This window comes from Actinomadura sp. WAC 06369, assembly GCF_003947565.1.
Lineage (GTDB): Bacteria > Actinomycetota > Actinomycetes > Streptosporangiales > Streptosporangiaceae > Spirillospora > Spirillospora rifamycini.
Genome location: NZ_QHJN01000257.1, coordinates 1 through 7269 on the forward strand (window position 1 = coordinate 1; position 7269 = coordinate 7269).

Here is a 7269-nt window from a genome sequence, read left to right on the forward strand (position 1 = left end):
GTCGGTGGGGTCGGGGTCGGCGGGGGTGGATTCTGCGGGCAGGGACACGCCTCCTCCTCGGAGTCGTCATCCGCCGCGCATGCTTTCCCGAAAGATAAAAATGTCGGAATTGAGAGCGGAGTGGTCGGGGAAATTCGGCGGAATGGAACGGTGCCGTCCCCGATGAATTTAGCGTGCCGCGGCGTCCCGCGCCTTGCGTCCCATCCAAATCGCCGTCGCCCAGAGCGCACCGAAAATGGCGCCCAGTGCGAACATCGCCGGCACCATGAAACCGGTCGCGATGATGACGACCTGCAGCACGCCGCCGACCGCGACCGCCCACGGGAAGCGGAGCATCCCCGTCAGGAGCAGGCAGATCACCGCGAGACCGCCGCACACCCACGCGGCGGTGGCGCCCGGGACGTCCATCACCGTGACCGCGACGGGCGCGGCGAGGCCGATGATCAGCGCCTCACAGGTGAGCACCGCGGACAGCAAACTCCGCACCGGATTTTTCGGTCGTCCGGAACTCTGTCGCGTTTCGCCCGAAACTTCGTCGGCCATCGTGCTCAACGCCCCTCCTCCACGCGCAGCAGCGTCCTCGCGTCGCCGGCGGTCACCACGGAACCGGTGACGAGCACCCCGGCGCCCCGGTACTCCCCGGTCTCCTCGGCCAGGCCGATCGCCCGGTCGATGGCGTCGTCCAGCCGCTCCGCGACGTGCACCCGGTCGGACCCGAACACGCTCTCGGCCTCGTCGGCCAGCTCCTCCGGCGGCAGCGACCGCGGCGACGAGTTCCGGGTGACGACCAGTTCCGCCAGCACCGGCTCGAGCTGGTCCAGGACGCCCGGGATGTCCTTGTCCTCGGCGATGGCGAGGATGCCGATCAGCCGGGTGAACCCGAACGCCTCGGTGATCGTCTGGACGGTCGCGGCCATCCCCGCCGGGTTGTGCGCGGAGTCCAGCAGCACCGTCGGGCTCGTCCGGGCGACCTCCAGCCGCCCCGGCGACGCGGCCTTGGCGAAACCGCTGCGGACCAGCGCCGGGTCGAGCTGCCCGGCTTCCCCGCCGGTGTACGTCTCGCCCGGCGCGATCCGGGTGGCCGCCTCCAGGTTCGGCTCGCCCCGCGTCGGCGCGCCGCTCGCGAACGCCTCCACCGCCGCGAGCGCCACCGCGGCGTTGCCCGCCTGGTGCTCGCCGAACAGCGGCAGGAAGATCTCGTCGTACACGCCGTGCAGGCCCTGGATCCGCAGCTGCTGGCCGCCGACGGCGATGTCCCTGCTCAGCACGCCGAACTCGATGCCCTCGCGGGCCGCCGTCGCGCCCGTCCCGGCGACCCGGCGCAGCAGCACCGCCGCGGCCTCCACCGGCTGCTGCGCCACCACCGCGACCGCGCCGGGCTTGACGATCCCGGCCTTCTCCTCCGCGATCTCCTCCAGGGTGTCGCCGAGGTACCGGGTGTGGTCGAGCCCGACCGGCGTGAGGACCGCGACCGTGCCGTCCGCGACGTTCGTCGCGTCCCAGCGTCCGCCCATCCCCACCTCGACGACCGCGACGTCCACCGGTGCGTCCGCGAACGCCGCGAACGCCATCGCCGTGAGGACCTCGAAGAACGACAGCCGCACCCCGTGCTTCTCGTCGATCATCCCGACGTACGGCAGGACGTCCCGCAGCACCTCGACGAACCGCTCCTCGGAGATCGGCTCCCCGTCGATCGCGATCCGCTCCCGCAGCGTGCTCAGCTCGGGGCTGGTGTACAGGCCGGTGCGCAGCCCGCGCTCGCGCAGCAGCGCCTCGACGAGCCGCGCGGTGCTGGACTTGCCGTTCGTCCCGGCGATGTGGATCACCGGGTACGCGCGCTGCGGTTCGCCGAGGACGTCCACCAGGTCGCGGACGCGGTCGAGCGTGGGGTCGATGTCCCACTCGACGCCGCGGCTCCGGATCTCCCGCACGGCGTCCCGGTAGTCGAGCGGCTCGGCTGGCTGGCTCACGATGCTCCTGGCGATGGCGGACGGCTTGACGGAAGGGAATGCTCCGAGCCTATCCGCAGCCCGCCGCGCTCCCGCCGCGCCCCGCCCCGTCGCGGGGCGGCGATGATGGGGGCATGGACGCGGACGCGGTGTTCTTCCGGGAGTGGGAGGCGCGGGCCCCCGGCGAGCGGCGGAGCCTGCGGCGGGCCCGGGCGCTGGCGGACGCGCTGGGCGTCCTGCCGCCGGACGCGCCGGTGCTCGCGGTGGTCGGGTCGAAGGGGAAGGGCACGGCGGCGGTGTACGCGTCGGCGTACCTGGCGGCGGCCGGTCTGCGGGTGGTGACCGTGACGAGCCCGGGCCTGCGGACGAACCGGGACCGGATCCGGGTCGACGGGCGCGCGGTCACCGCCGGCGAGCTCGGCGCGCTGGCGGCGGAGCTGGACCGGCGCGCCGCCGGGCTGCCCGCCCGTTCGGACGGCTACCTGTCGCCCGCCGGCCTGTTCATGCTCGCCGGGCTGCTCCGGGCGCGCAGCGCCGGCGCGGACGCGTTCGTGCTGGAGGCCGGGATGGGCGGACGGTCGGACGAGGTGAGCCTCGTGCCCGCGGACGTCGCGGCGATCACGCCCGTGTTCCTGGAGCACGCGGGCGTCCTCGGCGACACCCCGGCGGAGATCGCGCGGGAGAAGCGGGGCGTGGCGGGGCCCGGGACGCGGCTGGTGTCGGCGCCGCAGTCGCCCGAGGTGACCGGCGCGCTCGCGCCCGTCGAGGTGGTCCGCCCGGGCGATCCCGCGTTCGCGGACGTCCTGCCGTCCGGGCTCGGGCGGACGAGCGCCGAGCTGGGGATCGTCGCGGCCCGGCGGCTGCTCGGGCGCGACGCGCCCGCGGAGCGCGCGCGGGAGGTGCTCGCGTCGGTCGTCCTGCCGGGGCGCCTGTCGGCGCATCCCGTGCCCGGCTCGGACGCGGAGGTGCTCGTCGACTCCGCCATCGACCGGACGGGCGTCCGCGCGGCGCTCGCGGCGGCCCGCAGGCGCTGGGGCGGCGTCGACCACGTGCTGGTGTGCCTGCCCGACCACAAGGACCTCGACGGCGCCGTGGCGGCGCTCGACGGGCTCGCGGTGACGTTCGTCCGGCTGCCGCTGCCGCACCTGCGGTTCACCCGGCCGCTGCCGTCCGGCTGGCGGGCCGTGGAGGCCGCGGCGGTGACGCCCGCGGCGATCGCCGCGCTCGGGCGGCGCGTGCTCGCGCTCGGCACCGTCTACTTCACGGGGGCGGTCCTCGACGCCGTGGACGCCGACACCGAGCGGCTGTTCGTCAGCGCGCCCGCTCGACGTCCGCCCGGATCCGCAGCATGAGCGCGTCCATCATCGCGTAGCGGGGCTGCTGCGAGGCGACGTTGGACGCGACGACGCCGTAGGAGTCGCCGGTCGCCCAGGCGCAGTAGGTGTGGACGTCGGTCAGCACGGCGAACGTCCCGCAGACGGCGTTGCCGCCCGCTTTGCCCGGGTTGGCGTTCTGCCAGGCGATGAACGTCGTCGGGCGGATCTTCCGCAGGAACGCCGCGGGGTCCCCCACCCGGCCCGTGCCGCCGACGAACAGGACGTCGAACACCCCGTCCGGGCCCTCGGTGTAGACGGCGGCGCCCTTGCCCGCGGCCGGGATCCCGCCCGCCCGGACGCCGCCCATCACGAACGGGTACGCGACGGCGACCCGGGGCGCCAGCGCGTCGCGGCGCAGCCCGCCCGCGGTGGCCCCGGCGGTGATCGTCCGCGTCGACTCGAACGCCTTCGCCGTCCGTGCCCGCCCCCCGGACGTCTGCCCGGTCGCGTCACCGGACCGCAGCAGCAGCACGCCGGCCACCAGGACCACGAGCAGGACGGCTCCCGCGCCCGCGCCCAGCAGCATCCCCGAGCCCCGCCGGGCGGGGACGTCCGGGACGGGCGGGAGCGGTCCCGTGCCGTTCGGTGTGCGGTGCGGTCCCGTGCCGTTCGGCATGCGGTGGGGGCCGGTGCCGTTGGGCATGCGGTGAGGGCCGGTGCCGTCGGACGGGAGCCGCTGCGGGCCGCTCGGGTCGGCGACCTGCTGCGGGCCCGTCGCCCCGCGCGGTTCGGCCGACCACCACGGCACCGAGTCGCCCCACGGCGTCGGCGCGACCGTGAACTCGCCCGTCCCGTCCCCCCGCGGCGCGCGCGCGGCGTCGCCGGGCGCCGCGTCGTCGGCGTGGCGGCCCGGCGGGTCGGTCCGAGGACGTGAGTCGGCCATTGCACTCCCGGGGGGTTCTCGAGGCGACCGGAATGCCCGCGATCATGGGGATCGTAACCCTCCGCGGGCGGCGTGGCACGGTGAACGGTCCGGCCGGCGTCCCCGGACGGGACGCCGGCGCGGCGCGGGCTCGGGTCAGCCCGCGGGCAGTGCGGCGAGCTGGGCCTCCAGCCGCGCGATGTCGGTCTCGGCCTGCGCGAGCCGCTCCCGGTTCTTCGCGACGACGGCCTCGGGCGCCTTCGCCATGAACGCCTCGTTCCCGAGCTTCTTGTTCGCCTGGTCGACCTCCTTGCGGGCGGCGGCCAGGTCCTTCTCGAGGCGCTTGCGCTCCGCGGCGACGTCGATCGCGCCGGCCGTGTCCAGCCGGACCGCGACGCCCTCCACCGGCAGCGACGCGGTGGCGGAGAACCCGTCGCCCGGCGCGGTCAGGCGCAGCAGGGAGCGGACGCCCTCCTCGTGCGCGGCCAGCGCGGACCCGTTCCACTCCAGGGCGGCGGCGACCTTCTGGCCCGGCTTGAGGCCCTGGTCGGCGCGGAACCGGCGGACCTCGGTGACGAGCCGCTGCAGCGACTCCACCAGCCCCTCGGCGTCCCGGTCGGCGCGGGACGGGTCGGCCGACGGCCACGCCGCCCGCACGATCGTCTCGCCCTTCGTCAGGGACGTCCACAGCTCCTCGGTGACGAACGGGATCACCGGGTGCAGGAGCCGCAGCAGGTTGTCCAGGACCTCGCCGAGGACGCGCCGGGTCGCGGGCGCGCGGTCGTCCGCGAGCTGGACCTTCGCGAGCTCGACGTACCAGTCGCAGACCTCGTCCCACGCGAAGTGGTACAGCGTCTCGCACGCCTTCGCGAAGTCGTACGACTCGAGCTGCGCGTCCACCTCGGCGATGACCGCGTGCAGCCGGGACAGGATCCACGCGTCGACGGTCGTCGGCTCGTCCGGCAGGTCGCCCTCGACGTGCGCGCCGTTGATCATCGCGAACCGGGTGGCGTTCCACAGCTTGTTGCAGAAGTTGCGGGAGCCCTCCGCCCACTGCTCGGCCACCGGCACGTCCCCGCCGGGGTTCGCGCCGCGCAGCAGCGTGAAGCGGGTCGCGTCGGCGCCGTACCGGTCGATCCAGTCGAGCGGGTCGACGACGTTGCCGAACGACTTCGACATCTTCTTGCCGTACTGGTCGCGGACCATGCCGTGCAGGGCGATGGTGCCGAACGGCGGGACGCCGTCCATCGCGTACAGCCCGAACATCATCATCCGGGCGACCCAGAAGAACAGGATGTCGTACCCGGTGACCAGCACGGACGTCGGGTAGAAGCGCTTCAGGTCCGGGGTGTCGTCGGGCCAGCCGAGCGTCGAGAACGGCCACAGCGCCGACGAGAACCACGTGTCGAGGACGTCGGTGTCCTGCGTCCACCCGGCGGGCGGCTCCTCGTCCGGGCCCGGGCACGCGGTCTCGCCGTCCGGCCCGTACCAGACCGGGATGCGGTGCCCCCACCACAGCTGCCGGCTGATGCACCAGTCGTGCATGTTGTCGACCCACTCGAAGTAGCGGGCCGCCATCTCCGGCGGGTGGATCGCCACGCGGCCGTCCCGGACGGCGTCCCCGGCGGCCTTCGCGAGCGGCTCGACCTTCACGAACCACTGCAGCGACACCCGCGGCTCCACGACCGTCGCGCACCGCTGGCAGTGCCCCACCGAGTGCTCGTACGGACGGACCTCCTTGACGATCCGGCCCTGCTCGCGCAGCGCCGCCACCACGGCGGGCCGCGCCTCGAACCGGTCGAGGCCCTCGAACGGGCCGTGCGCCGTCACCACGCCGCGCTCGTCCAGCACGGTCAGCGACGGCAGCGAGTGCCGCCGCCCGATCTCGAAGTCGTTGGGGTCGTGCGCCGGGGTCACCTTGACCGCGCCGGTGCCGAACTCGGGGTCGACGTGCTCGTCCGCGACGACCGGGATGCGGCGGCCGGTCAGCGGCAGCTCGACCTCCCGCCCGACCAGGTGCTTGTACCGCTCGTCGTCCGGGTGCACCGCCACGGCCGTGTCGCCGAGCATCGTCTCGGCCCGCGTGGTCGCGACGACGATCTCGTCCTCGCCCGACCCGTACCGCATCGACACGAGCTCGCCCTCGCGCTCCGCGTGCTCGACCTCGATGTCGGAGAGGGCGGTGAGGCAGCGCGGGCACCAGTTGATGATCCGCTCGGCGCGGTAGATGAGCCCGTCGTCGAACAGCCGCTTGAAGATCGTCCGGACGGCGCGGGCCCGCGGCTCGTCCATCGTGAACGCCTCGCGGGACCAGTCGACGCTGTCGCCGAGCCGCCGCATCTGCCCGAGGATCCGCCCCCCGGACTCGGCCTTCCACTGCCAGACCCGCTCGACGAACTTTTCCCGGCCGAGGTCGTGCCGGGACAGGCCCTCCTTGGCCAGCTCCCGCTCCACGACGTTCTGGGTGGCGATGCCGGCGTGGTCCATGCCCGGCACCCACACGGCCTCGTGCCCCTGCATCCGGCGGCGCCGGACGAGCGTGTCCTGGATCGAGTGGTCGAGGGCGTGCCCCATGTGGAGCGATCCGGTCACGTTGGGCGGCGGGATGACGATCGAGTACGCGGGCCGGGACGGGTCGCGGGCCGGATCGGCGGCGAAGAGGCCCGCCGATACCCAGCGCTCGTACAACCTGCCCTCGACGTCCGCCGGTCGGTACTGGGTGGGCAGGTCGACGTCCGCGGCGGCCCCCTGGCCGCGCTCATTGCTGGGCTGTGTCACGGCTGATGATTCTACGGGGACGAGAACGGTAGAACGCCCGAGCCCGCTCGTGCGTCAATGGAATGACCGTGGGCACGCTCCCAGCCCACCCTTCCCGCCCCCGGAAGAGGAGACCCATGAGCGGCTGGAACCCGCCCCTCGACCCCGACCGTCCGTCCGCCCACCAGGGCACCCCGGACCCTTCGCCCGGCCCACCCGCCCCTGGCGGTCTGGACGACCGGGTGCCGCACCCCGGTGAGCCGGGTCAGCGGGGTGTCGAGCACCTGCCCGGTCCCGGTCACGACGGGACCTCGCGCTCGCGCAG

Annotated in this window: 6 protein-coding genes; 2 read left to right on the plus strand and 4 right to left on the minus strand. The window is 74.3% G+C overall.

Annotated elements, in window-relative coordinates:
• Positions 1-168: 168 nt before the first annotated feature.
• Both DMH08_RS37320 and DMH08_RS37325 read right to left on the minus strand, forming a co-directional pair.
• Positions 169-543, minus strand: a complete 375-nt coding sequence (locus DMH08_RS37320; protein WP_125620941.1) for a DUF4233 domain-containing protein — start codon at positions 541-543, stop codon at positions 169-171.
• A gap of 5 nt (positions 544-548) precedes the next feature.
• Entirely contained in the window at positions 549-1970 is a 1422-nt protein-coding gene (locus DMH08_RS37325) for a bifunctional folylpolyglutamate synthase/dihydrofolate synthase (RefSeq protein ID WP_125620931.1), read from the minus strand.
• Between the two features lie 113 nt (positions 1971-2083).
• Here DMH08_RS37325 and DMH08_RS37330 point away from each other — a divergent pair, with 113 nt between their 5' ends.
• Entirely contained in the window at positions 2084-3301 is a 1218-nt protein-coding gene (locus DMH08_RS37330) for a hypothetical protein (protein ID WP_125620933.1), read from the plus strand.
• Here the strand turns inward: DMH08_RS37330 and DMH08_RS37335 are convergent.
• The gene (locus tag DMH08_RS37335; protein WP_125620935.1) at positions 3261-4208 is read right to left on the minus strand and encodes a hypothetical protein; all 948 of its coding nucleotides are present in this window, start codon (positions 4206-4208) and stop codon (positions 3261-3263) included. The two genes, DMH08_RS37330 and DMH08_RS37335, sit on opposite strands and share 41 nt — an antisense overlap.
• Positions 4209-4343: 135 nt before the next feature.
• Positions 4344-6965 carry a valine--tRNA ligase gene (locus tag DMH08_RS37340; RefSeq protein WP_125620937.1) on the minus strand — a complete coding sequence of 874 codons (2622 nt, stop codon included), beginning with the start codon at positions 6963-6965 and terminating at the stop codon, positions 4344-4346.
• Positions 6966-7081: 116 nt separating this feature from the next.
• Between DMH08_RS37340 and DMH08_RS42175 the strand changes: the two genes are divergently transcribed.
• Positions 7082-7269, plus strand: a 188-nt coding sequence (locus DMH08_RS42175) for a hypothetical protein (RefSeq protein WP_442778673.1), incomplete at its 3' end; no start/stop codon positions are given.